A 24,169-nucleotide genomic window follows, 5' to 3' on the forward strand; every position below is an offset into this window, starting at 1 on the left:
TTTAGAATTCGACGCGCGCCACGCGCAAGAGTGCTGCGGTTTCGAAAAGGGGCAGACCCATGATACCCGAATAGGACCCGTCGATTCGCTCGATGAACTCGGCCGCGCGCCCCTGTATGCCGTACGCGCCGGCCTTGCCGAGCGGCTCGCCCGATGCGGCGTAGCGCTGCAGCGCAGCACGATCCGCGCCCGCGAAGCGCACCGCCGAGCGCGAGAGCGCGGGTTCGAGCAACGTGCCGTCGGCATCGACGACGGCGATCGCGGTCAGCACTTCGTGCTCGCGGCCCGCGAGGCGTTCCAGCATCGCGACGGCGTCTTCTTCGTGGAGCGGCTTGCCGAGGATCAGGCCGTCGATGGTCACGGTCGTATCGGCGACGAGGATCGGCGCGCTCGCATGGCCGCCGGCAATGAGCCGCGCGCGCGCCGCGTGCGCCTTCAGCGCGCACACGCGCACGACATACGCATCGGCGGCTTCGCCCGGCAGCTCGGCTTCGAGCGCCTCGGCGTCTTCATCGGGACGGGGAAGAAGGAGTTCGTACCGCACGCCGAGCTGAGCGAGCAACTCCTTGCGGCGCGGGCTTTGGGAAGCGAGATAAACGAAGGGATAAGTCGGCATCGTGGGGTTGGATTCGAATGGCGCGCAGGTCATTCGATCCAGACTTCCCAGACTCCGAATGGCCTCACGCGCGATGATAAGGATGATTCTGCGTGATGCTCCACGCGCGGTAAAGCTGTTCGGCGAGCAGCACGCGCACCATGCCGTGCGGCAGCGTCAGGCTCGACACGCGTAGCAATAGTTCGGCCCGTGATTTCACATCGGGATGAAGCCCGTCCGCGCCGCCGATCACGAACGCGACGTCGCGCCCGTCCTGCTGCCAGCCGGGCAGGGCGTTCGCGAGTTGCATCGTGGTCCAGTCGCGGCCGCGCTCGTCGAGTGCGACGACGCGCGCGTTCTTCGGCAAGGCGGCTTCGATGCGCTGCTTCTCGGCGGCCATCACGCTCTCGGCATTGCGTCCCGACGAGCGCTGCTCGGGCTTGATCTCCTTGAGCTCGATGCGCAACTCGGGCGGCATGCGCTTCGCGTATTCGTCGAAGCCATTCGTGATCCAGTCGGGCATCTTGTGTCCGACGGCGAGGATGACCAGCTTCATCGAATGAAGCGGCGTCAGTGCTTGCGCGTGGTCTTGCGCGCGGGACGTTTGACCGCGGGCGCGGCGTCTTCGTCGTCCTCGTCTTCGTCGGCCGTGACGCTCGCGCCGCCGAACATGTTCGGCTTCTGCAGCTTCACGCGCACGGGCTTGTCGCCCCAGACTTCCTCGAGGTTGTAGTACTGGCGCAGCGCCGGTTGCAGGATGTGTACGACCGCATCGCCGCAATCGACCAGCACCCATTCGCCGATCTCTTCGCCTTCCGTGCTGATGATGTCGCCGCCGGCTTCCTTGACCTTCTCGCGCACGCTGTTGGCGAGCGCCTTGGTCTGCCGGTTCGACGTGCCGCTCGCGACGACCACGCGGTCGAACAGCGACGTGAGGTGGGTTGTGTTGAACACCTTGATGTCTTGCGCCTTGACGTCTTCGAGACCGTCGATGATCGCGCGTTGAAGCTTCTGAAGTTCCATAGTTACCGTGTCTTTACCGTGTCCGGTACAGATGATGTTGAACAATATAGTCCCATACAGCGCGTGGGACCTGATCCTGGAGCAGGGCGCGAGCCTCCGTCGCGCCCTGCATCGTGCGTGCTGCTTCGCGGATCGCCGTGGCGGATACGTCGAGCAGCAGCGTTTCGTCGATATGCATATGGCCGTGCGGGCTCGCGCGCAATACGTCGGGCGATGCGCGTCGCGCTTCGAGCTCGGCGGCGACTGCCGCGGGCAAGGTCGCGATGTCGAAGCCCGCGCGCGTTTCCACGCAGATGTGCGCGTAGTCGAAGAGGCGCTTCCACTGATGCCACGAATCGAGCTTGACCAGCTGATCCGCGCCCATCAGCAGCGCGATGGACGCATCGGCGCCTTCGCGTTCGCGCCAGTGCGCGAGCGTGTCGACGGTATACGTGTCGCCGTGGCGATCGATCTCATCGGTGGCGACGGTGACCCGCACGCCATCGAGCGAGAGCGATGCCGGCGCCGCGCGCGTCATCGCCAGCCGATGCTCCGGCGCCGATACGCCCGCCTTCTGCCACGGCTGACCGGCGGGCAGGAGCACGAGCTCGGTCAGTTGCAGCAGCTCGACGAAGCGCCTTGCGAGCGCGAGATGCCCGTTGTGAATCGGATCGAAGGTGCCGCCGAAAATGCCGACGCGTTTCGTGCAGGGCGTCACAGCCATTCGCGCCGCACCAGGAAATCGGCGTAGAGCCGCGCTTCCGGCGTGCCCGGCTCCGGCTTCCAGTCGTAGCGCCAGTTTGCGACGGGCGGCATCGACATCAGAATCGACTCGGTGCGTCCGCCGCTTTGCAGGCCGAAGTGCGTGCCGCGGTCGAACACGAGATTGAACTCGACGTAGCGGCCGCGCCGGTAGGCTTGAAACTCGCGCTCGCGCTCGCCATAGGGCGTGTCGCAGCGGCGCTCGATGACCGGCTGATACGCCTTCAGGAACGCATCGCCGACGCTGCGCATCATCGCGAACGAGCGCTCGAAGCCGGGTTCCGAGAAGTCATCGAAGAAAATGCCGCCGATGCCGCGCTGCTCGTCGCGATGTTTCAGATAAAAATACTCGTCGCACCACGTCTTGAAGCGCGGATACAGTTCCGCGCCGAACGGAGCGAGCGCGTCGCGGCAGACCTGATGGAAATGCCGCGCGTCTTCCTCGTAGCCGTAGATCGGCGTGAGATCCATGCCGCCGCCGAACCAGAAGATCGGCGCTTCGCCTTCCCTGGTGGCGGTCAGCATGCGCACGTTCATGTGCACGGTCGGGCAGTGCGGATTGCGCGGATGCATCACGAGCGAGACGCCCAGCGCCTCGAAGCCGCGCCCGGCGAGTTGCGGGCGCGCCGCGCTCGCGGACGGCGGCAGCGCGTCGCCCTGCACGTCCGAGAAACCGATGCCCGCGCGTTCGAAGAAGCCGCCGCCTTCCAGGATGCGCGTCACGCCGCCGCCGCGCAGATGCGCGCCGGGCTCGCGGGTCCAGGCGTCCGTGGCGAAGGCGGTGCCGTCGAAGGCGCCGAGCGCATCGGCGATGCGCGTCTGCAGGCCCGTCAGATAGTCGCGGACGGCCCCGATATCGTGGGCGGCGTCGTGTTCTTTGCGTTGTTCCGCGCTGCGGTTCGGTTCACTCATCGATTGCTGCGTGCGCCATGACGGCGGCCGTGAATGGGCGGGGGTTAACCCTTCGTGTCAAAACTCTCAAAAGCACGCTGCCGGACACGAGGTCCGGCAGCGCGTGTGCTCGTGCGGCCCGAGCCGCGCGTTGCCTTGCTTAATGCTTGTCGCCCGGCTTTTCCGACGATTGCTTGCGGTTCAGTGCGCGATAGCCGATGTCCCGCCGATACTGCATGCCGTCGAACGAGATCTGGTTCACTGTATCGTAGACCACGGATTGCGCGCCGCGCACGGAATCCGCCAATCCGACGACGCACAATACGCGCCCGCCCGAGGTCGCGAGCTTGCCGTCGGTGAGCGTCGTGCCCGCGTGGAAAGTGACGGATTGCTCGGTTTCCGCCGGAATGCCGCTGATGCGGTCGCCCTTGCGCGGCGTCTCCGGATAGTTGTGCGCCGCGAGCACGACGCCGAGCGCCGTGCGGCGGTCCCAGTCGAGCTCCACGGTGTCGAGCTTGCCGTCGATCGCCATTTCCACGACCTTCGAGAAATCGCCCTTCAGACGCGCCATGATCGGCTGCGTCTCCGGATCGCCCATGCGGCAGTTGAATTCGAGCGTCTTCGGATTGCCGTTCGCGTCGATCATCAGACCCGCGTACAGGAAGCCGGTGAAGCGGATGCCTTCGCTTTCCATGCCGCGCACCGTCGGCTGGATGATCTCGCGCATCACGCGCGCGTGCAGTTGCGGCGTGACGATCGGCGCCGGCGAGTAGGCGCCCATGCCGCCGGTGTTCGGACCCTTGTCGCCGTCGAGCAGGCGCTTGTGGTCCTGGCTGGACGCGAGCGGCAGCACGTGCTTGCCGTCCACCATCACGATGAAGCTCGCTTCCTCGCCCGCGAGGAATTCCTCGATCACGACGCGCGCGCCCGCATCGCCGAGCTTGTTGTCGGCGAGCATCGAATCGACGGCGGCGTGCGCTTCTTCCAGCGTCATCGCGACGACGACGCCCTTGCCGGCCGCGAGCCCGTCCGCCTTGATGACGATCGGCGCGCCTTTCGCGTCGATGTACGCGTGCGCGGCGGCGGTGTCGGAGAAGGTTTCGTACTCGGCGGTCGGGATGTTGTGGCGCTTCATGAACGCCTTGGCGAAGTCCTTCGAGCTTTCGAGCTGCGCGGCTTCCTTGCTCGGCCCGAAGATCTTCAGCCCGCGCGAGCGGAACAGGTTGACGATGCCCGCGGCGAGCGGCTGCTCGGGCCCGACGAGGGTGAACGCGACATGCTCCTTTTCCACGAATTCGGCGAGTTCCGCCGGGTCCGTGATGTCGACGTTGCGCAGGCGCTCGTCCTGCGCGGTGCCGCCGTTGCCCGGCGCCACATAGACGATCTGTACGCGCGGCGATTGCGCGAGCTTCCAGGCCAGCGCATGTTCGCGGCCGCCGGAACCGACGACGAGTAACTTCATGTGAATCCCCGAAATCCTGACAAAAAGCGGCTTGAGAAAAAGCGGCGGGCGCATCGCCCGCGAAGCGCACGCATGACGGACGTCATCACGTCGCGAAGGCGGCTCGCGCTGACATCGGCTGCGTCACGCGCCTTCCGTGGGCGATACTGCGCCGGGTCGATGGTTCATCGAGTGCGCGGCGCTGCTCCGGCATGCGAGCCGAAGCGAAAGACATTCCATGCGAGGGCGGGGCGGCTTTCGATCCGCCGCCGCGCCCCGGTGCGACCCGAGTCAGTCTTCGTCGATCGCGGCGTTCGTGTAGACCTCTTGCACGTCGTCGAGATTTTCGAGCGCGTCGAGCAGTTTTTGCATCTTGACCGCGTCGTCGCCGCTGAACTCGACTTCCGTCTGCGGTTTCATCGTCACTTCGGCGAGTTCCGCCTTGAAGCCGGCGGCTTCGAGCGCGTCCTTCACCTTTTGAAAATCGTTCGGCGGGCAGATCACTTCGATGCTGCCGTCTTCGTTCGTCACGACGTCGTCGGCGCCGGCTTCGAGCGCGGCGTCCATCAGCTTGTCTTCCGGCGTGCCGGGCGCGAACAGGAACTGGCCGACGTGATCGAACATGAACGACACCGAGCCGTCCGTGCCCATGTTGCCGCCGAACTTCGAGAATGCGTGGCGCACTTCCGCGACGGTGCGGGTGCGGTTGTCCGTCATGGTGTCGACGATGATCGCCGCGCCGCCGATGCCGTAGCCTTCGTAGCGGATTTCCTCGTAGTTCGCGCCATCCACGCCGCCGACGCCGCGCTGGATCGCGCGGTTGATGTTGTCCTTCGGCATGTTGGCGTCGTACGCCTTGTCGACGGCGAGACGCAGGCGCGGGTTCGAATCGACCTCGCCGCCGCCCATGCGCGCCGCGACCTGGATTTCCTTGATGAGGCGTGTCCAGACCTTGCCTTTCTTCGCGTCGGCCGCGGCTTTCTTATGCTTGATGTTGGCCCATTTCGAATGACCCGCCATTACCTTTCTCCATCGCGCGCGGGCATGAAGCCGTGCGCCTAGTGTGCTGTCGTGCTGAATGTGTCTGTTCGCGGCGCTGTGCTGCGCGTTCGCGCGCGTGGTTTCCCGGAGGGCCGCGGGGTTCGCTCGCGGATCGGTTTGACCCGGTGCAACCCGAATAGGAACAGACCGAAATTTTAGCATGGCGGCACGCGCTCCCTGTACCGCCGCGCGCGGACCGGAACGGGAGAAACGGCGCAAACCGCGTGAAATTTCGGCGAATCGGGGCGAATCCGCGCGTAAACGCAAACCGCCGCGCGGTGGCGCGGCGGTCGGAATCTCAAAGGGCGCGCTCAGTTCCTCGTGCCGAAGAGCCGGTCGCCCGCGTCGCCGAGACCCGGAACGATATACGCATGATCGTTCAGATGCGAATCCAGCGACGCAACGTAGAGCTTCACGTCCGGATGGGCGTCCTGGAACACCTTCACGCCCTCGGGCGCGGCCACCAGCGCGACGAAGATGATGTTCTCCGCCTGCACCTTGCGGCGCTTCATCACGTCGACGGCATGCACTGCCGAGTAGCCGGTGGCGACCATCGGATCGCACAGGATGAAGACGCGCTCCTCGAGATCGGGCGGCAGGCGCACGAGATACTCGACCGGCCGGTGATCCTCCGCACGATACACGCCGATATGCCCGACACGCGCGGACGGCACCAGATCCAGCAGGCCGTCCGACATGCCGATGCCCGCGCGCAGCACCGGCACGATCGCGAGCTTCTTGCCGGCGATCACGGGCGCGTCGATCTCGACGAGCGGCGTTTCCACGCGCTTGGTCGTGAGCGGCAGATTGCGCGTGATTTCGTAGCCCATCAGCAGCGTGATTTCCCGCAGCAGCTCGCGGAACGTGCGCGTGGACGTGTCCTTGTCGCGCATGTGGGTGAGCTTGTGCTGGATCAGCGGGTGATCGAGGATGAAGAGATTGGGAAAGCGGCTGTCTTGTTTCATGGGTCTCGCGCGCTGCGCGTCCTGCTCGTGTGGGGTTCTGCTTCTGACGCCCGGGAAGCCGCGCGGACGAAACGACGACGGCGCCGGAGCGGGCAGTGGCGACAGTTTACCCAAAAGCCCGCCGCCCCCTAAGAACATTCGCGATGTGCGCGCCACGGTGGCCGCCGACGTTGCCGCCCCGATTCTTCTAGAATTGCGCGAGAAGCATGAGACCCGGCATGCGCCGCAACGCGCGTGCCGAACCAACACAGCGAAGACAACGGAGGATACAACGATGGATATGGGAATCGCAGGGCGCACGGCGCTGGTGTGCGCGGCGAGCAAGGGCCTCGGACGCGGCTGTGCCGAGGCGCTCGCCGCCGAGGGCGTGAATCTGGTGATCACTGCGCGCACGGCCGAAGCGCTCGAGGCGACGGCCGCGCACATCCGCGCGCAATACGGCGTCGACGTGAAAACCGTCGCGGGCGACATCACGACGCCCGAAGGCCACGCCGCCGCGCTCGCCGCGTGCCCCGCGCCGGACATTCTGGTCAATAACGCGGGCGGCCCGCCGCCCGGAGATTTCCGTAACTTCACGCACGAGATGTGGATCAAGGCGCTCGAAGCGAACATGCTGACGCCGATCGAACTGATGAAGGCGACCATCGACGGGATGATCGAGCGCGGCTTCGGGCGCGTGGTGAACATCACGAGCTCGTCGGTGAAGGCGCCGATCGATGTGCTCGGCCTGTCCAACGGCGCGCGCTCGGGGCTGACGGGCTTCGTCGCGGGCGTCGCGCGCAAGGTCGCCGCGACCGGCGTCACGATCAACAACCTGCTGCCGGGCACCTTCGACACCGACCGCATCGCCGTGACCATGGAAGCGCAGGCGAAGGCGCAGAACGTTCCGCTCGACGAAGTGCGTGCGCGCCGCGCGGAAAGCCTGCCGGCCGGGCGCTTCGGCACGCCGGAGGAGTTCGGCAAGGCCTGCGCGTTCCTGTGCAGCGTGCATGCGGGCTACATCACCGGCCAGAACTGGCTGATCGACGGCGGCGCTTATCCTGGAACCTACTGAGCGGGCACGTATTGAGAGGAGCTTTCCGATGACCACACGCGTCGCGCTGATAGCGCACGACATGAAGAAGGACGACATCGTCACGCTCGCGGGCGAGTTCGTCGATACGCTCGCGCAATGCAGCCTGGTCGCGACGGGCACGACGGGCGGGCGCATCGCGGCGGCGCACGGGCTGGAAGTCGAGCGCAAGCTCTCCGGCCCGCACGGCGGCGACTTGCAGATCGGCGCGGAACTGGCGGAAGGGCGCGTGCAGATCGTGATCTTCCTGCGCGACCCGATGACCCCGCAGCCGCACGAGCCCGACATCAACGCGCTCGTGCGCGCCTGCGACGTGCACAACGTGCCGTGCGCGACCAACATCGCGACGGCGCGCATGATTCTCGACGACTTGCGCCTGCGTTTCGCGCAGGCTTCTGATTGATTGCATCTGGAGACGAACGAGCGATGACCAAGGCAATCCGATTCGACAAGGCAGGCGGCCCCGAAGTGATGAAGTGGGTCGACGTGGACGTGGGCGCGCCGGCCAAGGGCGAGATCCGCGTGAAGCATCACGCGGTGGGCCTCAATTTCATCGACGTGTATTTCCGCACCGGCCTCTATCCGATGCCGCTGCCCGGCGGCCTCGGCATGGAAGCGGCGGGCGAGGTGACGGCGGTGGGCGAGGGCGTCACGCAGTTCAAGCCGGGCGATCGCGTCGCGTATGCATCGCGTCCGCCGGGCGCGTATGCGGAAGAGCGGGTGATGTCGGTGGATTACGTCGTCAAGCTGCCCGATTCGATCAGCTACGAGGACGCCGCGTCGATCATGCTGCAAGGCCTGACCGCGCAGTATCTCTTGCGCCGGACCTATCGCGTGAAGGCGGGTGACACGGTGCTGATCCACGCGGCGGCGGGCGGCGTCGGCATGCTCGCGTGCCAGTGGGCGAAGGCGCTCGGCGCGACGGTGATCGGCACGGTCGGCTCCGACGAGAAGGCCGAGCTCGCGAAGGCGCACGGCTGCGACTATCCGATCGTCTACACGCGCGAGAACTTCACGCAGCGCGTGCGCGAGATCACCAACGGCGCGGGCGTGCCCGTCGTCTACGATTCGATCGGCAAGGACACGTATATCGCGTCGCTCGATTGCTTGTCGCCGCTCGGGCTGTTCGTGAGCTTCGGCAATTCGTCGGGTCCGCTGCCGCCGATCGATTCGTCGGAGCTTGCCGGACGCGGCTCGCTGTATTTCACGCGGCCGACGCTCTTCAGCTACATCGCGAAACGCAGCGATCTCGATGCGATGGCCGCCGAGCTGTTCGAAGTCGTCGCGTCGGGCAAGGTGAAGACGAACGTGCGTCAGCGTTATCCGCTGTCGGATGCGGCGCGCGCGCACGAAGACCTCGAAGCGCGCAAGACGACCGGCTCGACGATCCTGCTGCCTTGAAACGCCGACAAGCCGAACGGACGGCCACCCGATGAGCGAGCCGTCCGTCACCGTCGTCCTGATCGAAGACGAGAAGCAGATTCGCCGCTTCGTGCGCGTGTCGCTCGAAGCGCAGGGCATGACAGTTCACGAAGCCGAAACGGGGCAGAAAGGTCTCGTCGAAGCAGCGACGCGCAAGCCCGATCTCGTCATCGTCGATCTCGGCCTGCCCGATACCGACGGCATCGACGTGATCCGCGAGCTGCGCGGCTGGACCGGGCTGCCGATCATCGTGCTGTCGGCGCGCACGCAGGAGGAAGAGAAGGTCGCCGCGCTCGATGCCGGCGCGGACGACTATCTCACCAAGCCCTTCGGCGTATCGGAACTGATGGCGCGGATTCGCGCGCATCTGCGTCGGCGCAATCAGGCGTCGGCGAGCGAGACGCCAGTCGTCGCCTTCGGCGATGTGACCGTCGATTTCGCGTTGCGCCGCGTCACGAAGAGCGGCGAGCCCGTGCATCTGACGCCGATCGAATACCGGCTGCTGTCGACGCTCGTGCGGCACGCGGGGCGCGTGCTCACGCACCGGCAATTGCTGGTGGAGGTGTGGGGACCGTCGCATGTCGAAAGCCCGCACTATCTGCGGATCTACATGGCGCATCTGCGTCAGAAGCTCGAGCGCGATCCCGCGCAGCCCGAGCATATCGTGACGGAAACGGGCGTCGGTTACAGGCTCGTCGGCGCGGCGTGATGATGGGCGTGCATGGGCTCGTGCGTCAGCGCGTGGAGCACGACGTCGATCGGCTCATCGCCGCCGGTGAACGCGATCATCCTGTTGCCGATGCCAAGCGTCACGCATTGCACCGCGATGCGCGCGACGTCCGCGCGCGCCACGTCCGGCTTGCTCTTCGTGAGTTCGTTCGCGAGCGCGATCGCGCCGTGCGCGGGCTCGTCCGACAGCGGCCCGGGCCGAAGAATCGCGTAGGGCACGCCGCGATGCGCGATGTATTCATCGGCCTCGCGCTTCATCCGCGAGTAATGGCGTAGTGCGAACCCGCTGCGCTGCGGATCGAACGCCGACAGCGCGCTGATCGCGACGAGCTGCTGCACGCGCCGGCGCTTCGCGTAGTCGGCGGTGCGCATGACGGCGTCGCGGTCGATCGCACGCTCCTCGTGCACGCCTTCCGTCTCCGCCGATCCGGCCGCGTAGATCACATGCGTGATGTCGTCGAAGGCATGGGAGAAATCGTTGGTCAGATCGCCGAGCACGATTTCGGCGCCCATCGCCGTGAACTCGCTCTTGTGCGCGGACTTGCGCAGCATCGCGCGAAAGGGCACGGCTTCGTCGTGCAGACGCTGCGCGATCAGCCGGCCCGTGCGGCCGTGCGCGCCGATCAGCAGAACCTTTCGCGTCGTCATGGGGACACGCTCCTTCGCCGTGGGCCTTTACCCTCTACCTCTACCCGACAAAGTAGGCGATTTTCGCGCGACTTGCTGCGGGACGCGTTTGCGCCCGCAGCATTTTCACTCCGCCGCGTTCGCCGGACGCGCCCGGCCCTGACGACGCGCGCGCCGTTGTTCCGCGCGAATGCGGAAGCGGTCCATGTAGAGATAGACGACGGGCGTCGTGTAGAGCGTCAACATCTGGCTCACGATCAAGCCGCCGACGATCGCGATGCCGAGCGGCGCGCGCATCTCCGAGCCTTCGCCGCTGCCGAACGCGAGCGGCAGCGCGCCGAGCAGGGCGGCGGCGGTCGTCATCATGATCGGGCGAAAGCGCAGCAGACACGCCTCGCGGATCGCGTCCTGCGGCGTCTGGGCGCCGTGGCGCGTCGCCTCGATCGCGAAGTCGACCATCATGATCGCGTTCTTCTTCACGATGCCGATCAGCAGAATCACCGCGATCAGCGCGATGATGCTGAACTCCGTCTTGAACAAGAGCAGCGCGAGCAGCGCGCCGATGCCCGCGGACGGCAGCGTCGAGAGAATCGTGATCGGATGGATATAGCTCTCGTACAGGATGCCGAGCACGATATAGACGGCCGCGAGCGCCGCGAGAATCAACATCGGCTGATCGTTGAGCGATTGCTGGAACGCCTGCGCGGTGCCCTGGAAGCTGCCGTGGATGGTCGGCGGCACGCCGATCGCGGCCATCGTCTCGTAGATCGCGGCGGTCGCGTCCGACAGCGACTTGCCCGGCGGCAGATTGAACGAGATCGTCGACGCCACGAACTGGCTCTGGTGGTTCACGGAAAGCGGCGTGTTGCCCGGCCCGAACTTCGCGATGGCCGAAAGCGGCACCATCGTTTCCTTCGAGGTCGACACCGCCGAGCCCGACGACGAACCGTTCTTGCCCGTCGCCGCGATCGCGTTGGTCGCCGAATTCTTGACGGCGGCGAGCGCGAGGGCGGCGGTGGTGTCGGTCGCGCTCGTCGATGCGCCGCCCGCGCCGGTCGAGCCGGTTGCGGAAGTGGACGCGGTTGTCGACGATCCCGATGTCGTCGTCGATTGCGTCGATGCCGAGCCGCTCGCCGTGCCGCCCGACGTGCTGATATAGAGCTGCTTGAGCATCTCCGGGTCCTGCCAGTACTTCGGCGCGAGCTCCATCACGACGTGATACTGCGACAGCGGGTTGTAGATGGTGGATACCTGGCGCTGGCCGAACGCGTCATAGAGCGTGTTGTCGATCTGCGCGGGCTTGATGCCGAGGCGCGCGGCGGTCGCGCGGTCGAACGTGACCATTGCTTCGAGGCCGCCTTGCTGCTGGTCGGAGTTGACGTCGGCGAGCTCGGGGCGTTTTTGCAGCGCGTCGGTGAGTATCGGCCCCCATTTGTAGAGATCCGAGGTCGTGTCGGACAACAGCGTGAACTGATATTGCGCGTTCGACTGCCGCCCGCCCACGCGAATATCCTGCACGCCCTGCAGGAACGTGCGCGCGCCGGCGACTTCCGCGAGCGGCTTGCGCAGGCGGTTGATGACCTGATCCGCCGTCACCTTGCGTTCACTCTTCGGTTTCAGCGAAATGAACATGAAGCCGGAGTTCGTCGAGCGCCCGCCCGTGAAGCCCGCGACGCTGTCGACGGCCGGATCCGCCTCGACGATCTTCATCATCTGCGCGAACTTGATCTTCATCGCCTGGAACGACGTGCTCTGGTCCGCCTGAATGCCGCCGACGATGCGCCCCGTGTCCTGCTGCGGGAAAAAGCCCTTCGGCACGATGACGTACAGATAGATGTTCAGCCCGATGGTCGCGAGCAGGATCAGCAGGATCGTGCGCGGATGCGCGAGCGCCCAGCCGAGCGTGCGCGCGTAGCCGCGCTGCATGCGGTCGAACTGACGCTCCAGCCAGCGCGCGATGCGGCCTTCTTCCTTGCGCTCGCGCGGCTCCTGCAGCAGGCGCGAGCACATCATCGGCGTGACGGTCAGCGATACGACGAGCGATACGCCGATAGCGAGCGAGAGCGTGAGCGCGAACTCGCGGAACAGCCGCCCGACGATGCCGCCCATCAGCAGAATCGGCAGGAACACGGCGACGAGCGACACGCTGATCGACAGCACCGTGAAGCCCACTTCGCGCGCGCCGAGGATCGCGGCCTGCATGCGCGGCACGCCTTTCTCGACATGCCGCGTGATGTTCTCCAGCACGACGATCGCGTCGTCGACGACGAAGCCCGTCGCGATGGTCAGCGCCATCAGCGAGAGATTGTCGAGCGAGAAGCCGAGCAGGTACATCGCCGCGAAGGTGCCGATGATCGATATCGGCACGGCCACGCTCGGTATCAGCGTCGCGCGCCAGTTGCGCAGGAACAGGAACACGACCATCACGACGAGCGCCACCGCGATCATGAGCGTCAGCTCGGTGTCGTGCAGCGACGAGCGGATCGTGACGGAGCGGTCGGCGGTCGGCGTGATCTGCACGTCGGCGGGCAGCGCGGCCTGCAACTGCGGCAGCATCGACTTCACGCGGTCGATCGTCTCGATGATGTTCGCGCCCGGCTGGCGATACAGGATCACGAGCACGGCGCGCTTGTTGTTGATGAGGCCGAGGTTGCGCAAGTCCTCGACGGAATCGACCACTTCGCCGACGTCCGACAGCTTCACCGCCGAGCCGTTGCGGTAGGCCACCACGAGATCCTTGTACTGCGCGGCCTTGCTCGCCTGATCGTTGGTGTAGAGCTGGACGCGCGTGCCCTTGAACTCGATCGCGCCCTTCGGGCTGTTCGCATTCGCCGATGCCAGCGCGGCGCGCACGTCTTCCAGGCCGATGCCGTAGTGGAACAGCGCGCCCGGCTCCAGCTCGACGCGCACCGCCGGATTCGCCGAACCGCTCACGTCGACTTCGCCGACGCCCGGCACCGTCGACAACGTTTGTTGCAGCACGGTCGCGGCGGAATCGTAGAGCGAGCCCGCCGTGCGCGTGGGCGAGGAGAGCGCGAGCACGAGGATCGGCGCGTCGGCCGGATTGACCTTGTGATACGTCGGGTTGCTGCGCAGCGACGTGGGCAGATCGGCGCGCGCGGCGTTGATCGCGGCCTGCACGTCGCGCGCGGCGCCGTCGATGTCGCGGTTCAGGCCGAATTGCAGCGTGATGCGCGTCGAGCCGACCGAGCTCATCGACGTCATCTCGCTCACGTCGGCGATGGTGCCGAGATGCCGTTCGAGCGGACTCGCCACGCTCGTCGCGACCGTTTCCGGGCTCGCGCCGGGCAGGGACGCCTGCACGGAGATCGTCGGGAAATCGACTTGCGGCAGCGGCGCGACGGGCAGCCGCACGAACGCGAACATGCCCGCGAGCGCGATGCCGATCGCGAGCAGCGTCGTGGCTACCGGCCGGGCGATGAAGATGCGCGACAGGTTCATGGCTCAGCGTCCTTCGCCGGCGGCCGGCGTGCCCGGCGTGTCGCGATGAAAACGCGCGCGCAGCCTGGCGCCGAGCGAATCGAAGGCGAGATAGATCACGGGCGTCGTGAAGAGCGTGAGCAACTGCGACACGATCAGGCCGCCGACGATCGCGATACCCAGCGGATGCCGCAGCTCCGAGCCCGCGCCCCAGCCGACCATCAGCGGCAGCGCGCCGAGCAGCGCGGCCATGGTAGTCATGAGAATCGGGCGGAAGCGCAGGAGGCACGCCTGAAAGATCGCCTCGCGCGGCGACTTGCCTTCGTCGCGTTCGGCTTCGAGCGCGAAGTCGATCATCATGATTGCGTTCTTCTTCACGATACCGATCAAGAGCACGATGCCGATGATGCCGATGATGTCCAGATCGTGCCCGGTGATCATCAGCGAGAGCAGCGCGCCGACGCCCGCGGAAGGCAGCGTCGAGAGAATCGTGATCGGATGGATGAAGCTCTCGTACAGCACGCCGAGCACGATATACATCGTGACGATGGCCGCGAGAATCAGGAACAGTTCGTTCGACAACGACGCCTGGAACGCGAGCGCCGCGCCCTGGAAGCGGATCTGGAACGACGCGGGCAAGCCGATGTCCTGCTTCGCCGCCTCGATCGCCTTGACCGCCTCGCCGAGCGATGCGCCCTTCGCGAGGTTGAAGGAGACGGTCGTCGCCGGAAACTGGCCGAGGTGCGTGACGAGCAGCGGCGCGGCCCGCTCATGGAACTTCGCGATGGCCGAAAGCGGCACCTGACCGTTGCTCGCGGTCGAGGAGGGCAGATAGATGCCGTTCAGCGTCTCGCTGTAGTGCGCGTCCGAGGGTTCGGCTTCGAGAATCACGCGGTACTGGTTAGACTGCGTGAAGATCGTCGAGATGATGCGCTGGCCGAACGCGTCGTAGAGCGCGTTGTCGACGGTCGCGGGCGTGATGCCGAAGCGCGCGGCGGTGGCCCGGTCGATCTCGATGTACACCGACTGGCCGTTCTGCTGGAGGTCGGTGGCGACGTCCGTCAGGACCGACGTGTGCTGCAGGCGTTCGACGAGCTTCGGCACCCATTCCGCGAACTCGGACGGATTCGGGTCCGTCAGCATGAACTGATATTGCGTCGGGCTGACCGTGGAATCGATGGTCAGATCCTGCACCGGCTGCATGTAGAGCTTGATGCCGGGAATGTCCGCGACTTCGCTCTGAATGGTGCGGATGACGTCGCTCGACGTGTTGCTGCGATCGTCGCGCGGTTTCAGGTTGATGAGCATGCGCCCGCTGTTGAGCGTGATGTTGCTGCCATCGACGCCGACGAACGAGGTCAGGCTTTCCACGTCGGCATTCTGCAGAATCTTGGCGGCGAGCGCCTGCTGCTGCGCGGCCACGGCCTGATACGACGCGGCCTGCGGGGCCTGCGTGATCGCCTGGATCACGCCCGTGTCCTGCGTCGGAAAGAAGCCCTTCGGAATGAACACGTACAGCACGCCGGTCAGCACGAGCGTGAGCACGGCGACGACGAGCGTCGCGCGCTGGCGCTCCAGCACCCATTCGAGCGCGACCGCATAACGGCCGATCACGTAATCGATGAACTGGTGCGCACGCGCCTCGAAGCGCTTGCTTTCCTTCGGCGGCGTGTGGCGCAGGAGCTTCGCGCACATCATCGGCACGAGCGTGAGCGAAACGATCGCCGAAATCACGATGGTCACCGCGAGCGTGATCGCGAATTCGTGGAAGAGGCGGCCTACGACATCGCCCATGAAGAGCAGCGGAATCAGCACCGCGATGAGCGACACCGTCAGCGAGATGATGGTGAAGCCGATCTGCTTCGATCCCTTCAGCGCGGCTTCGAGCGGCGGATCGCCTTCCTCGACGTAGCGCGCGATGTTTTCGATCATCACGATTGCGTCATCGACGACGAAGCCGGTCGCAATGGTCAGCGCCATCAGCGAGAGATTGTCGAGCGAGAAGCCGCACAGATACATGACCGCGAGCGTGCCGACGAGCGAGAGCGGCACGGACAGGCTGGGGATGATCGTCGCGTAGACGTTCGCGAGGAACAGATAGATGACCAGCACGACGAGCACGACGGACAGCGCGAGCTCGAACTGAACGTCGCGCACGGACGCGCGGATGGTCGTGGTGCGGTCCGTGACGATGCGCACGTCGAGCGCCGCGGGCAGCGACTGCTGCAACTGCGGCAGGATTTTCTTGATGCCGTCGACGACTGCGATCACGTTCGCGCCCGGCTGACGCTGCACGTTCAGGATGATCGCGGGCGTCGAATCGACCCACGCGCCGAGCTTCGTGTTCTCCGGACCCTGCACGATGGTGGCGACGTCCGTCAGCATCACCGGCCGGCCGTTGCGATACGCGACTACCGCGCTCTTGTAGGCGTCGGCGTCCGTCAGCTGGTCGTTCGCGTTGATCGTGTAGGCGCGCGTCGGGCCGTCGAAATTGCCCTTCGGCGTGTTGACGTTGAGGTTGGAGATGGTCGTGCGCAGATCGTCGATATTGAGGCCGTAGGACGCGAGCGCGCGCGTGTTCGCCTGGATGCGCACGGCGGGGCGGTTGCCGCCGCTCACCGACACGAGGCCCACGCCCGCCACCTGCGAAATCTTCTGCGCGAGGCGCGTGTCCGCGAGATCCTGCACCTGCGTCAGCGGCAAGGTTTTCGAGCTCACGGCGAGCGTCATGATGGGCGCGTCGGCGGGATTCACCTTCGCGTAGATCGGCGGCGCGGGAAGGTCCGACGGCAGCAGGTTGCCCGCTGCGTTGATCGCCGCCTGCACTTCCTGCTCGGCGATATCGAGCGGCAAATCGAGGCTGAACTGCAAGGTGATGACCGATGCGCCCGCCGAGCTCTGCGACGACATCTGGTTCAGGCTCGCCATCTGGCCGAACTGCTTTTCGAGCGGCGCGGTGACGCTCGACGTCATCACGTCCGGCGATGCGCCCGGATAGAACGTCTGGACCTGGATCGTCGGATAGTCGACGGCGGGCAGCGCCGAGAGCGGCAGGAAGCGCAGCGCGACCAGGCCGACCAGCATGATCGCCGCCATCAGGAGCGCCGTGCCGACCGGGCGCAGGATAAAAATGCGGGATGGGTTCATGCGTTGGCTGACGTGTTACTGCTGCTGCGATTGCTGGCGGCGATGCCCGCCGTGGCGCGCGCCGGAAGCGGCGGAAGCGGCGGAAGCAGGCGCGGCCGCCGAGGCGCCGGACGCGCCCGAAGCCCCCGACGCCGCTTTCGCCTTCTCGGCCGGAATCGTGATCTTCGCGCCTTCCTTCAGGCGGTCCGAGCCGTCGATCACCACGCGCTCGCCCACCTGCAAACCGGACTTGATGCTCGTGCGCTCGCCATCGACCGGACCGACCTTCACGTTGCGCACGGTGACGGTATTGTCCGGCTTCACGATATACACGAACGCGCCCGACGAGCCGTTCAGCACCGCGGGCGTCGGCACGATGGTCGCGTCCTTGATGACATCGACGAGCAGCTTCGTGTTCACGAACTGATTCGGGAAGAGCATGCCGCCCTTGTTGTCGAACGTGGCGCGCAGCTTCACTGTGCCAGTGGTCGTATCGATCTGGTTGTCGACGGTTTCGAGGAAACCGGATTCGAGCGCCGTGGTGTTCGCGCGGTCGTACGCGGTGACCGACATCTTGGTGCCCGCGTGCAGCGGCTTGAGAATGGCGGTGAGGTTGTCCTCGGAGGTGGTGAAGATCACGCTGATCGGCTGCAACTGCGTGATGACGACGACGCCGTTCGTGTCGCCCGTCGTCACGTAGTTGCCCGGATCGACCTGGCGCAGGCCGACGCGTCCCGACACCGGCGCCGTGATGCGCGCGTAGGTGAGATCGAGCTTGTAGGTATCGACGTTCGCCTGGTCGGACTTCACGGCGCCTTCGTACTGCTTGACGAGCGACGCTTGCGTGTCGACCTGCTGCTTGGCGATGGAATCCTGCGACAGCAGCGTCTGATAGCGCTGCAGGTCGAGGCGCGCGGTCTGCAGCAGCGCCTGGTCTTTCGCGAGCGCGCCTTCCGCGTTGCGCAGCGAGATTTCATACGGCCGCGGGTCGATTTGCGCGAGCACGTCGCCCTTCTTGACCATCTGGCCTTCCCGGAACGCGACATCGACCAGCGTGCCGTTCAGTTGCGTCTTGACCGTGACGTTCGCAAGCGGCGTGACCGTGCCGAGCGAATTGATGACGACGGGCATTTCGCCCTGCGTAACAGTTGCCACATGCACGGGCTGCGGCTGATTCATCGCGTTCGGGCCGCCGCGCCGTCCGCCCTGACGCGCTTCCTGCGGGCCGCTCGTGCCGCCGCTGCCGCCGCGGCTCCACGGATGCCACCATGCGATCGCGCCGGCGACGATCAATATCGCGACGATGAGCGGCACGATTCTGCGGCGCCGCGGCGCGGACTCGATGGCGGGCGTGGCGGGCTTGGGAGGCGTCGGGCGCGGCTGCCCTGGGGGATTCTTTTGGTCGTCCATCGGTTCGGTGGCTGGGTCTTTCAAGTCTGTCGTACGGGGCGCGGACGGGCGGCGGTAGCGGTTCGGGCGCGACCATGCGGTGCGTCGCGCGCATGAACCGCGAACGGGGCGGAGGCCGTGAAGCTGAAGGCCGTGAATGAGGCGGGGCCATCGAAAGCAGCCGGAAAGCCGCCGTCCGAAGCCGGGTCGAGTCCACGGCGCGGCCCGGTGCGCGCGAAGCATGATGCTACGTCCCGCACCGGAGGCCGTCCACCGGGCTATCTTTCTGTTGATTACGACTGTTACATGCGCGCTGGCGCAGGCTTTCGATGTGCTTCGGCGGTCGATGGCCGCCGCGTAGTCTAACTGGCTGCTTGCGCGTCGTTCGTCGCGTGCGTGCCGCCGATCTCGCGCGTGATGCGCCCGACGCATTCGAGCAGCGCGGGCGCGACGTCGTCGACGAGTATCTCGCGCGGACACTGATGCGCGGCGCCGCCGCAATTGACCGAGTAGCGCTCGCCGGACGGCCCGACGAATCCTGCGGCGACCGCGTTCAGCCCGCGATGCCATTCGCCGACGGACATCGCGAAGCCCAGGCGCAAGGCCTCGTCGATGCCGCGCTGCAAGCCGCCCGCAATGGTCGGCCAGTCATCGCCCGATGCGGTCTGCAAGCTGCCGATGAGCGCGCGCCGGTCCGCCTCCGACAGCACCGCGAGATACGCGCGGCCGACCGCCGTGCGGCTCAGGTCCATTCTGCCGCCGACTTCCAGCCGCGATACCAGCACGGCGGATCGCGGCCGAATGGCATCGATTACAACCATCTCGAGACGATCGCGCACGGCGAGGTGCACGGACAGGCCGGTGCGTTCGGCGAGCCGGATGAGATAGGGGCGCGCCCGTGCGCGAATATCGAAATTGCGCAGGAATCCGTTGCTCAGTTCGAGGACCGAAGCGGTCAGCACGAAGCGCTCGCTGTCGGGCAGCCGATGCAGCAGTCCCGCGCCGACGAGCGTCGCGGTGATGCGCGAAATCGTCGGCTTCGGGATGCCGGTCCAGTCGGTCAGTTCACGATTACTCACCGGCGCATCCGCGCCCGCGATCCGGCGCAACACGTCGAGCCCGCGTGCGAGCGCCGTGACTTCCTCACCATCCCTCTCGCGGATGCGTTCCCGGCTCGGCGATCGATCATTGTGCATTGGCATTCATTTTGTGAAACATCGTTTTGATTGATGGCGGAGCGTAATTCTACAAGCGCGGCGGGGCAAACTTGCAAACGATGCAAACCTTCCGATAACCAGCATCGGGAGCGAAGCAACGGCGTTCCGTTGAACGAAACTTGGGCAGTTGCCCGGACCGTGAAATTTTGCTTGACTTGAGCAACGAACCCGTAAAAAATGGAACCGAATTTCGAAACTCGAAACGACGTGCGCATTAGCGCTTTCCGTTCGAGGCTCGGAAGACAGGCTCTCAGGTTCTAGCACGGCCCTCGGAATGGCTAGAACTTTTAAGGCGCTACGGCAACGTAGCGCCTTTTTTTTCGTCCGCGCGTTCCCTGCAATGCGTTCGCGCGAATATACCTGCAAAGCGGGAGAGCCGCATGCGGTCAGGCGCGAGGGGGCGTCAGCCCGGGAGGGAAAGGAAGGGAGACCGGCGGCGCTGGAAGAGTTTTGCAGCCGCCGGCGCCAGGGGATTCAATACATGTTGCTGAAGACGCGGCGCTGCCTGAGCAGGCGTTTGCCGCGCACGATCCAGTAGACGCTCGCGAGTACGAGCAGCGAGGCGACTGACAGCACGATGAGCGGCGAGATGCGTTCGGGCGCCGGCGGACTGGTCGCGATGAGCAAGGCCGCGAAGAACGCTGCCGCCGCCTGATAGAAGGACCGATGGGCGAGGTTGCGGCGCATGCGGGGCGTGGTGAATCGGGAGACGGGAGCGCGGGTAAACGGCTCGAACAGCATCAGCGCTGCAACGAGGGCGATGGCGGCGTTCATCAGGAACATGGTGCGGACTTCGTGGGAGGCGGGGACGCGGGCGACTATATGCCAACGGAATGTCCTGCCAAAAGCAGAAGTCTCTTAAATGTAGAGGGAAAATTCTATTTCTCGTTGGCTCGCATGGCGCGGCCCCACAATCTTTTACATGGGCTTGTCGCAGGCGCCGTGCGTCGGCGAGGTTCCCCTATGATGCAAGGTTTCCTCGTCGATTCGTGCGGCAGACTCACGATCACGCGACATCGACCGGATCATTCGCGGACGGGTTTTCCCGAAAGCGTATGATGAGCGCCAATTTCAAGATGTAAGCCCTGCGCGCGATGCCGTGCGCAGGGCGATTTCCGTAGGACTGCGCGATGACGCGCACGCACCAGGTGGAAGGTGACCATGCAGATGACTCCCATGACCCGCATCGCCGTCGCGCTCGCGGCGCTCGGCGTGCTCGCCGCTTGCGAGAAGCACGACGCGACCGCCGGACAGGCCGCGAGCGCATTCAACAATTTCGCGAGCCAGACCAGCCAGAAGTTCGACCAGGCAGCCAGTTACGTCGGCCAGAAGGTCGATGCGGCCAAGCAGTCGGCGCAGCAGAATGTCGACAGCGCCGGCTCGATGCCCGATATGTCCGCGAGCAGCGCCGCGGCAACCGCGCGGTCGAACTTCGACAGCGCGGCGAGCGCCACGAACGCCGCGATCAACAATGCCGCGAGCGCGACCGGCGCCGGCTTGCAGTCGGCGGGGCGCAAATTGCAGGAATGGTCGGCGAAGGACGGCGGCGCGTCGAGCACGCATGCCGGCGCGCAGGCATCGGGCGCGAGCCCCTCGGCCGACGCCAGCGGCGCGCGTACCGAGATGGACAAATAGCGCGTCGCGCTGCGTCGCCATCGCGCGGATTCGTCCGAAAAAACACGCGCGAACACTAACATTCGGTTACGTCCGCATTGGGCGGCGTGCCAGCCCCAGCCGCTAAACTGGCGGTCTTTCAGAAATCGAGACCGTTATGAAGTCACGCAAGCTCGCGTCTGAATGTGCGTGGGCGATCGTCGCGATGTCGTGGATGGCGGCGCTCATGCTTCGCGGCGCCGCGCTCGTGCGCCTGCGCGCGTTGTCATTGACGATGCCGTCGGTGCTGGCTGCGTCGATCGCGCTCGCGGCGCCCGCCGCCCAGGCCACGCCCGCACTCACGCTGCCTTCGTTCCAGGAACTGATCACGCCCGCGGCGCCCGCGTCCGCGCCGGCCGCCGCATCGGGCGCCGAGGCGCCGGCCATGTCCGATGCCGAGATGCTGCGCTCGCTCGACAACGTCATCACGACGCTCGACAGCGACAAGCAGCGCGCCGCGCTCGTCGCGCAACTCAAGCATCTGCGCGATGCGAAGCGCGCCGCCGATGCCGCCACGCCGGCATCCGGCGCCGCGGCGGCATCGGCGACGACGGACGCCGCTGCAAGCGGCACGACGGCCGCGGGCGCGACGCCGACATCGGGTTCGACGGCGTCGTCGGTGGTGGCGACGATCGCGCAGAACGCGGGCCTGCTCGGCGCGATCGCGTCGGCGCTCACCAACATCGAGGCCGACGTGAAGCGTGGCAAGACGCCGATCGCCTATTGGGGCGGCCGCTTCAACGCCGCCGGCAACGAGCTGTTCACGATCGTCACGAGCCAGAGCCGCGAACCGTTCTGGCGCACGCTGTTCAATTACTTCGCGACGCTCGCCGGCTGGGGCGCGTGCGCCTTCGTGCTGGTTTATCTGCAGCGGCGCGGTCAGGCGCGTTACGGCATCGACACCGGCCTGCATTCGAATCCGACGACGCGCGAGCTGCTGCTCTTCACACTGCGCCGCGTCGCGCCGTATCTGTTCGCGTTTCTCGCGGCGCTGACCTTCACGCACTACATGCCGCTTTCGCTCGGGCGCACGCTCGCGATGGTCACCGCCTACGCGATGGTCGCGGGCGCGGTGTTCTCCGCGATCTGCCTCATCATGTTCTCGCTGTTCGGCTCGGCGCACCGGCGCGTCGCGGTGAACCTGCTGATCCTGCGCGCACGGCGGCTGTTGTTTCTGATCGGCACGCTCGGCGCGCTCGGCGACGCAGCAGCCAATTACGACGTCGCGCAGCAGCTTGGCACCAATCTCTCCGCGCTGATCTCGACGTGCGCGAACATGGGCGCCGCGTGCCTCACCGCGTACTTCGCGCTCGCGTTCCAGCGGCCCGTCGCGCACCTGATCCGAAGCCGTTCCTACGAGCAGCGCAACACGCGCAAGGCCGCGACCGAAACCTTCGAAGTGGTCGCGTCGCTGTGGCAATTGCCGCTGTTGCTGCTCGCGTCGGCGTCGGTGGTGGCGACGCTGATGGGCATCGGCACTTCGGAGAATGTGCTGCAGATGGCGATCGCGACCGCGGGCCTGCTCGTCGTCGCGTTCTTTCTCTCCGCGATCGTCGTGCGGATCACGCGGCCCAAGTCGAGGAAGCCGAGGCGGCAGTCCGCGTATGTGCGCAGGCTCGTCAAGTTCGTCGGCACGATGATCGTGGTCGGCGTATGGCTCGTGTTCCTCGAACTGTCATCGCGTTTCTGGGGCTTCTCGCTCGCGCACATGGCCGAGGAGAGCGTCGCCGCGCGCGGCATCACGCACGCGGTCGCGATGATCGTGCTGACCTTTTTCGTCGTGTGGCTGATCTGGATTCTCATCGACACGGGCATTCAGGAAGCGCTCAGGCCCGACGCGGCGCGGCGCGGCGGACGCGGCCCGAGCATGCGCGCGCGCACGATGCTGCCGCTCGTGCGCAACGTCGTGTTCGTGTTCCTGCTGACGGTCGCGGCGATCGTCACGGCCGCGAACCTCGGTCTGAACGTGACGCCGCTGCTCGCGGGCGCGGGCGTGATCGGCCTCGCGGTCGGCTTCGGCGCGCAGTCGCTCGTCGCGGATCTGATCACGGGGCTTTTCATCATCATCGAGGACACGATTTCGGTCGGCGATTCGATCGAGGTCGAGGGCGGGCATGCGGGCATCGTCGAAAGCCTGACGATTCGCACGGTGCGGCTGCGCGACGGCCAGGGCGCGATTCATGCAATTCCGTTCTCGCAGATCAAGACGGTGAAGAATCTGTCGCGCGATTTCGCGTACGCGGTGTTCGAGGTGCGCGTGCCGTTCACGGCGGACGTCGATGAAGTCACGCAGATGATCCGCGAAGTCGGCGCCGAGCTGATGGCCGATTTCCGCTACCGGCTCGAAATGCTCGGGCCGGTGGAAGTGTGGGGGCTGGACCGCTTCGATCCGAACTGGATGGTCGTGAAAGGGCAGATCAAGACGCGGCCGCTGCAGCAATGGAGCGTCGCGCGGGCGTTCAATCTGCGCATCAAGCGCAAGATGGACGAAGCCGGCATCGAGATTCCCGTGCCGCAGATGCACGTGCAGATGACGCGCGACACGATGCCGGGCGCCGACCCGACGGAAGCACGCGAGCGCGCGCGTCGCATCTGGACGGGCGAAGCGCCCGCGCCGACGGAAGACGAAGAGGCGCTCGCGGCGGGTCCCGAGCTTCCTCGCGAAACGAAGGCCGCCGCAGCGGCGGCGCGCGATGTCTCGCACGAACCGCGTCCGGCGCCGCCGCCGACCGATCAGTCCGTGCAGATTCCGCCGCAGATCCCGACGGCGTCCGAGCCGGGCAAGGGCTGAGCTTT

20 protein-coding genes are annotated in these 24,169 nt (G+C 66.1%); 6 read left to right on the plus strand and 14 right to left on the minus strand.

Annotated features, from left to right (window positions below; translation table 11 throughout):
* Position 1: 1 nt before the first annotated feature.
* From AWB78_RS04975 to upp, 8 genes are all read right to left on the minus strand, one after another.
* Complete coding sequence (locus AWB78_RS04975) at positions 2-616, minus strand: Maf family protein (protein ID WP_096031746.1); 615 nt, start codon at positions 614-616, stop codon at positions 2-4.
* Positions 617-680: 64 nt separating this feature from the next.
* Positions 681-1,151 (minus strand): 23S rRNA (pseudouridine(1915)-N(3))-methyltransferase RlmH, encoded by a 471-nt coding sequence (gene rlmH / locus AWB78_RS04980; RefSeq protein WP_061124462.1) that lies wholly within the window; start codon positions 1,149-1,151, stop codon positions 681-683.
* Between the two features lie 14 nt (positions 1,152-1,165).
* Entirely contained in the window at positions 1,166-1,618 is a 453-nt protein-coding gene (gene rsfS / locus AWB78_RS04985) for a ribosome silencing factor (protein WP_014190904.1), read from the minus strand.
* Between the two features lie 13 nt (positions 1,619-1,631).
* Positions 1,632-2,321: a nicotinate-nucleotide adenylyltransferase gene (locus AWB78_RS04990; RefSeq protein ID WP_062602825.1), complete on the minus strand. Its 690-nt coding sequence runs from the start codon at positions 2,319-2,321 to the stop codon at positions 1,632-1,634.
* Complete coding sequence (gene hemF, locus AWB78_RS04995; RefSeq protein ID WP_062602827.1) at positions 2,312-3,271, minus strand: oxygen-dependent coproporphyrinogen oxidase; 960 nt, start codon at positions 3,269-3,271, stop codon at positions 2,312-2,314. The genes AWB78_RS04990 and hemF overlap by 10 nt, the downstream gene beginning before the upstream one ends.
* Before the next feature lie 139 nt (positions 3,272-3,410).
* Positions 3,411-4,712, minus strand: a complete 1,302-nt coding sequence (purD, locus tag AWB78_RS05000; RefSeq protein ID WP_062602979.1) for a phosphoribosylamine--glycine ligase — start codon at positions 4,710-4,712, stop codon at positions 3,411-3,413.
* Positions 4,713-4,982: 270 nt separating this feature from the next.
* The gene (locus AWB78_RS05005; RefSeq protein WP_062602829.1) at positions 4,983-5,711 is read right to left on the minus strand and encodes a YebC/PmpR family DNA-binding transcriptional regulator; all 729 of its coding nucleotides are present in this window, start codon (positions 5,709-5,711) and stop codon (positions 4,983-4,985) included.
* Between the two features lie 332 nt (positions 5,712-6,043).
* The gene (gene upp / locus AWB78_RS05010) at positions 6,044-6,697 is read right to left on the minus strand and encodes a uracil phosphoribosyltransferase (protein ID WP_062602831.1); all 654 of its coding nucleotides are present in this window, start codon (positions 6,695-6,697) and stop codon (positions 6,044-6,046) included.
* A 274-nt stretch (positions 6,698-6,971) separates the two neighbouring features.
* On the opposite strand from upp, the gene AWB78_RS05015 reads away from it, so the two are divergent.
* From AWB78_RS05015 to kdpE, 4 genes are read left to right on the plus strand one after another with little or no spacing between them, the layout of a single operon-like run.
* Positions 6,972-7,751 carry an SDR family oxidoreductase gene (locus tag AWB78_RS05015; protein ID WP_062602833.1) on the plus strand — a complete coding sequence of 260 codons (780 nt, stop codon included), beginning with the start codon at positions 6,972-6,974 and terminating at the stop codon, positions 7,749-7,751.
* A 28-nt stretch (positions 7,752-7,779) separates the two neighbouring features.
* Positions 7,780-8,172: a methylglyoxal synthase gene (locus AWB78_RS05020; protein ID WP_062602835.1), complete on the plus strand. Its 393-nt coding sequence runs from the start codon at positions 7,780-7,782 to the stop codon at positions 8,170-8,172.
* A gap of 23 nt (positions 8,173-8,195) precedes the next feature.
* Entirely contained in the window at positions 8,196-9,170 is a 975-nt protein-coding gene (locus AWB78_RS05025; RefSeq protein WP_062602837.1) for a quinone oxidoreductase family protein, read from the plus strand.
* A gap of 31 nt (positions 9,171-9,201) precedes the next feature.
* The gene (gene kdpE / locus AWB78_RS05030) at positions 9,202-9,900 is read left to right on the plus strand and encodes a two-component system response regulator KdpE (protein WP_062602839.1); all 699 of its coding nucleotides are present in this window, start codon (positions 9,202-9,204) and stop codon (positions 9,898-9,900) included.
* Here kdpE and AWB78_RS05035 read toward each other — a convergent pair.
* The 6 genes from AWB78_RS05035 to AWB78_RS05060 all read right to left on the minus strand — a co-directional run bounded on the left by AWB78_RS05035 (position 9,876) and on the right by AWB78_RS05060 (position 20,503).
* Positions 9,876-10,568, minus strand: a complete 693-nt coding sequence (locus AWB78_RS05035; RefSeq protein WP_062602842.1) for an SDR family oxidoreductase — start codon at positions 10,566-10,568, stop codon at positions 9,876-9,878. The genes kdpE and AWB78_RS05035 overlap by 25 nt on opposite strands.
* Positions 10,569-10,673: 105 nt before the next feature.
* A complete protein-coding gene (locus AWB78_RS05040; RefSeq protein ID WP_062602844.1) occupies positions 10,674-14,009 on the minus strand; it encodes an efflux RND transporter permease subunit in 3,336 nt (1,111 codons plus the stop codon).
* Positions 14,010-14,012: 3 nt separating this feature from the next.
* Complete coding sequence (locus AWB78_RS05045; protein ID WP_062602846.1) at positions 14,013-17,135, minus strand: MdtB/MuxB family multidrug efflux RND transporter permease subunit; 3,123 nt, start codon at positions 17,133-17,135, stop codon at positions 14,013-14,015.
* Between the two features lie 15 nt (positions 17,136-17,150).
* On the minus strand, positions 17,151-18,524 hold the full coding sequence (locus AWB78_RS05050) for an MdtA/MuxA family multidrug efflux RND transporter periplasmic adaptor subunit (RefSeq protein WP_062602847.1): 1,374 nt from the start codon (positions 18,522-18,524) through the stop codon (positions 17,151-17,153).
* Between the two features lie 341 nt (positions 18,525-18,865).
* Positions 18,866-19,699, minus strand: coding sequence for an IclR family transcriptional regulator (locus AWB78_RS05055; protein WP_096031747.1), 834 nt, complete (start codon positions 19,697-19,699; stop codon positions 18,866-18,868).
* Positions 19,700-20,194: 495 nt separating this feature from the next.
* Positions 20,195-20,503, minus strand: a complete 309-nt coding sequence (locus AWB78_RS05060) for a hypothetical protein (protein ID WP_062602852.1) — start codon at positions 20,501-20,503, stop codon at positions 20,195-20,197.
* Positions 20,504-20,881: 378 nt separating this feature from the next.
* Here AWB78_RS05060 and AWB78_RS05065 point away from each other — a divergent pair, with 378 nt between their 5' ends.
* The gene (locus AWB78_RS05065; RefSeq protein WP_062602854.1) at positions 20,882-21,355 is read left to right on the plus strand and encodes a BCAL1086 family glycoprotein; all 474 of its coding nucleotides are present in this window, start codon (positions 20,882-20,884) and stop codon (positions 21,353-21,355) included.
* Between the two features lie 136 nt (positions 21,356-21,491).
* Entirely contained in the window at positions 21,492-24,164 is a 2,673-nt protein-coding gene (locus AWB78_RS05070) for a mechanosensitive ion channel family protein (RefSeq protein ID WP_062602856.1), read from the plus strand.
* Positions 24,165-24,169: the final 5 nt, after the last annotated feature.

The organism is Caballeronia calidae, assembly GCF_900044055.2.
GTDB lineage: Bacteria > Pseudomonadota > Gammaproteobacteria > Burkholderiales > Burkholderiaceae > Caballeronia > Caballeronia calidae.

Bases quoted from the DNA above. Each gene is read 5' to 3' on its own strand.
- AWB78_RS04975 (WP_096031746.1), bottom strand. From the start codon at position 616: ATGCCGACTTATCCCTTCGTTTATCTCGCTTCCCAAAGCCCGCGCCGC.
- rlmH (WP_061124462.1), bottom strand. From the start codon at position 1,151: ATGAAGCTGGTCATCCTCGCCGTCGGACACAAGATGCCCGACTGGATC.
- rsfS (WP_014190904.1), bottom strand. From the start codon at position 1,618: ATGGAACTTCAGAAGCTTCAACGCGCGATCATCGACGGTCTCGAAGAC.
- AWB78_RS04990 (WP_062602825.1), bottom strand. From the start codon at position 2,321: ATGGCTGTGACGCCCTGCACGAAACGCGTCGGCATTTTCGGCGGCACC.
- hemF (WP_062602827.1), bottom strand. From the start codon at position 3,271: ATGAGTGAACCGAACCGCAGCGCGGAACAACGCAAAGAACACGACGCC.
- purD (WP_062602979.1), bottom strand. From the start codon at position 4,712: ATGAAGTTACTCGTCGTCGGTTCCGGCGGCCGCGAACATGCGCTGGCC.
- AWB78_RS05005 (WP_062602829.1), bottom strand. From the start codon at position 5,711: ATGGCGGGTCATTCGAAATGGGCCAACATCAAGCATAAGAAAGCCGCG.
- upp (WP_062602831.1), bottom strand. From the start codon at position 6,697: ATGAAACAAGACAGCCGCTTTCCCAATCTCTTCATCCTCGATCACCCG.
- AWB78_RS05015 (WP_062602833.1), top strand. From the start codon at position 6,972: ATGGATATGGGAATCGCAGGGCGCACGGCGCTGGTGTGCGCGGCGAGC.
- AWB78_RS05020 (WP_062602835.1), top strand. From the start codon at position 7,780: ATGACCACACGCGTCGCGCTGATAGCGCACGACATGAAGAAGGACGAC.
- AWB78_RS05025 (WP_062602837.1), top strand. From the start codon at position 8,196: ATGACCAAGGCAATCCGATTCGACAAGGCAGGCGGCCCCGAAGTGATG.
- kdpE (WP_062602839.1), top strand. From the start codon at position 9,202: ATGAGCGAGCCGTCCGTCACCGTCGTCCTGATCGAAGACGAGAAGCAG.
- AWB78_RS05035 (WP_062602842.1), bottom strand. From the start codon at position 10,568: ATGACGACGCGAAAGGTTCTGCTGATCGGCGCGCACGGCCGCACGGGC.
- AWB78_RS05040 (WP_062602844.1), bottom strand. From the start codon at position 14,009: ATGAACCTGTCGCGCATCTTCATCGCCCGGCCGGTAGCCACGACGCTG.
- AWB78_RS05045 (WP_062602846.1), bottom strand. From the start codon at position 17,135: ATGAACCCATCCCGCATTTTTATCCTGCGCCCGGTCGGCACGGCGCTC.
- AWB78_RS05050 (WP_062602847.1), bottom strand. From the start codon at position 18,524: ATGGACGACCAAAAGAATCCCCCAGGGCAGCCGCGCCCGACGCCTCCC.
- AWB78_RS05055 (WP_096031747.1), bottom strand. From the start codon at position 19,699: ATGCACAATGATCGATCGCCGAGCCGGGAACGCATCCGCGAGAGGGAT.
- AWB78_RS05060 (WP_062602852.1), bottom strand. From the start codon at position 20,503: ATGTTCCTGATGAACGCCGCCATCGCCCTCGTTGCAGCGCTGATGCTG.
- AWB78_RS05065 (WP_062602854.1), top strand. From the start codon at position 20,882: ATGCAGATGACTCCCATGACCCGCATCGCCGTCGCGCTCGCGGCGCTC.
- AWB78_RS05070 (WP_062602856.1), top strand. From the start codon at position 21,492: ATGAAGTCACGCAAGCTCGCGTCTGAATGTGCGTGGGCGATCGTCGCG.